General features: G+C 36.2%; 2 protein-coding genes. Both read right to left on the reverse strand.

The features are described 5' to 3' along the window. Positions 1-9: 9 nt before the first annotated feature. The gene (locus IQ229_RS22095; RefSeq protein WP_194047414.1) at positions 10-456 is read right to left on the reverse strand and encodes a hypothetical protein; all 447 of its coding nucleotides are present in this window, start codon (positions 454-456) and stop codon (positions 10-12) included. Positions 457-492: 36 nt separating this feature from the next. Then, the coding region (cas10d, locus tag IQ229_RS22100) for a type I-D CRISPR-associated protein Cas10d/Csc3 (RefSeq protein WP_194047416.1) at positions 493-2,864 on the reverse strand (2,372 nt) is incomplete at its 5' end.

The following is a 2,864-nucleotide window of genomic DNA, read 5'->3' on the forward strand; positions in this document are numbered from 1 at the left end:
GTTCAAACATTAATTTGACTCCTTGTTTTCTGATTTTTGTGCTTTTTCTTCAGGTTTTTTGAGGTACTGTTTTATATACCAAGCTTCTGCCGCGTGGCGAATAAGATTGATATTTTGTCTTAGAAGTGATCTTTCACCCCTACAATAGTTCTTAAATACTTCTTTGACAAAGTATTGTGAAAAGTCTTCAATAAGAGCTTGACGCTGGCTTTTATCCTTCACAGCTTCCGATGGGATATAACCTTCGTTATTGTTATTTAGTACACCATCTACTAGAGAAAACAAGTAACCTTCTATCATTAATTGCAGATCATCTTCAGAAGTATTGGGCTGACTTTCCAAGATAACTTTTGCTGCTATGTTTAAAGGTCGAAGTCTTGTGTAAGCCGAGGAATTTTTACCTGAAGCTCGATAAAAACGAGCATATTTATTCACTAATGCTTCAATCATTCTCATAGGGCTTTTCCATTGGTAATAATCAATCAAAATTTGTTAATAATTAAACCATTTTGTAGAAACGATAATTGATGGATCATTAAGTTGAGTTGTTTTTTTCTTGCGCTCCTCCTTTTTAATATTTTCAAGTATCCGCTCTGCATAATGGAACACATACAAAGGGCTAGTATCCAAAGATTGAGAAACATTATTTAAAGCATTCCAAACAGGAAAATTTTTACTGTCACGGTATGCTTGGGATGTTAGAGCATACACAGAGAACGCAGCAGGAATAGCATTTGTTAACTCATCTAGACGGAAACTAGATTTTCTGATGCTGTGTTGCCAATAGGTATGTACACCATCCAAAACCGCAGTTTCTTTAAAATCCGCTCCTGAGTCGTATGGTGGAAGAGTTGAACGACTAGCAACTACTTTAACCCCAAAGGCTAAAGGTGCAATTAGCGTTAATAGTGCTGGTATATGCCATACCTCTGTATCAGTTGGTTTCTTAAATAATGCTGGAATTCCTAAAAGATAATAGCCGTGCATTTGTCCTTCTAGATATTCCACTTTTTCTAGTCGTCGCTTCTCATTTTCTTTAGAATCAGTACCTACCCTAAAAACATCTGCACGAGGTATATATTTAGGGTTATAGCTATGTTTAGCTAATTCTTTATCTAAATCAGAAAATACATTTTGAGCAAAGCTTTTATAGGCTCGATTCATTATAAGAGCCGTTTCTGGTGTGAAGTAATAATCTGGGTAAAGGTGTAGGTAAACAATATCATCATCTGCTTCTAAAGTCCGGCGTAAAGAATAACTGCGAAGTAGTTTTTCTACTTGACAGACTGTACAAATGCCACGTAAAGACTCTTTAGAAAGGCTAGTGACTCGCTTGTTAGTATAACTAGAAAATTCTTCTCGTACATCAAAGGCACTATTACAAACAGCACATATTGGTTCACGTTTGCGATTGGCTTTATTACGATGGTAACGATTTAACTCTTTTTCAAAATCATGTTGTTTATCACTGTCGCTGGTATCTAATACTTGAGCAATATAAGCATCAAGAAAAGCAAACGGTATTAATTGTTCTGGTTTACCCCATTCTGTGATAACTCTGCGGATAGCTTTTATCATTACATTTTCAAGTTCAGCATCATTTAAGCTGCCATTTTTACCGATATAATGACCAGCTAAAAAATACCAACCATGAGGTACACCACCAAGGGCAGGTATGCGTTGTAAAGCTTCTACATATTCGTTCATATCCAAAGCATTAAGTAAAGCTTGGATGGCCTTCTCTTCACTTACTTCATAGTATTCTTTGAGAATGTCTACTAATCCTCTGACTCCTTCTGCTAACCTATCTACCTGTAAATTAGTGGGATAATTCCAATCTAAATTTACTAATTCAGGAAGTAACTTTATTTTTTCTCTTCTCTCGCCAGTTACAGGAGATCGCTTTTCACCAAGTATATTAAAAACCTGACGGATAAGAGTTTCTGCTGCAAGTTCAACATCAGCTACTTCTTTCATATCTGGTTTGCAACTGATAATACCTTTGGGCTGACGATAAATTAAACTATTCAAACCCTTAGCAGCAGTTTTTAAGATGTGCGATCGCACTATTTCAGCAAGGTTTGATAAATCTGGTTTTTCACTATCCTTTGGTGCAAAGTATGTAATGCCATCAGGGAAGAATAAAAAGGCTATCCATCCAACTTCCCTTGATTTCTCTAATACTGCATTGTGGATTGTTTGAGTTAATAGTCCTCGGTTTTCGATAGTACGATGATGGCGAATTACATATTTATCTTTTAACCTGCGTCGTACAATTGCCCGAATATTTTCTTGATATAAACTATCTGGACGATGAGCCATAGAAGCTAATAAGTCAGCAAACCGAACAAAGTCAGCTAAATCCATCAAATGTTCAGGAGCTAATTTGATTTCTTGAAAGTTAGCAAAAGTCAGATTTGCTCCTCTTGCATCTTCAGCATTTTGAGCAAGAAAAGCTATGTCTTGCCAATATTCACTGCTAATAAATTTCCATAGTCCTAAAGTTTCAGCCCAAACATCAAAATAATGATGGTATTTATCCCCTTCCTTACCATCCATCCGCACGTTACCCAATTGCGTGAGTACAATTTTATTGAGATCGTGCAGAGTAACTGCTGCTAAATATAACCGTTGCTCAAGCTCATCTAAATTTGCTAATTTAACTAGAGTCCAACCACCAACAGCTGCATTTAAAAGGTGTATAGCTAAACTTTGGTCTTTATGTTCAACTAATTTAGTGAGAATCTTGTCTTTTTTATCTGGTTTTACATTAACAGCCAATTTTTCAGCCGCTTCTAAACTCATTCCCTTAGCTGGCTTGAGGCTGAAGTAATCAAGAATATTGGGAAATACCTTTTCTATCC

Origin of the sequence: Nostoc cf. edaphicum LEGE 07299, assembly GCF_015207245.1 — a bacterium.
Taxonomy (GTDB): Bacteria; Cyanobacteriota; Cyanobacteriia; order Cyanobacteriales; family Nostocaceae; genus Nostoc; species Nostoc edaphicum_B.

Excerpts from the sequence above, each read along its gene's own strand:
- IQ229_RS22095 (WP_194047414.1), bottom strand. The coding sequence starts at position 456 with ATGAGAATGATTGAAGCATTAGTGAATAAATATGCTCGTTTTTATCGA.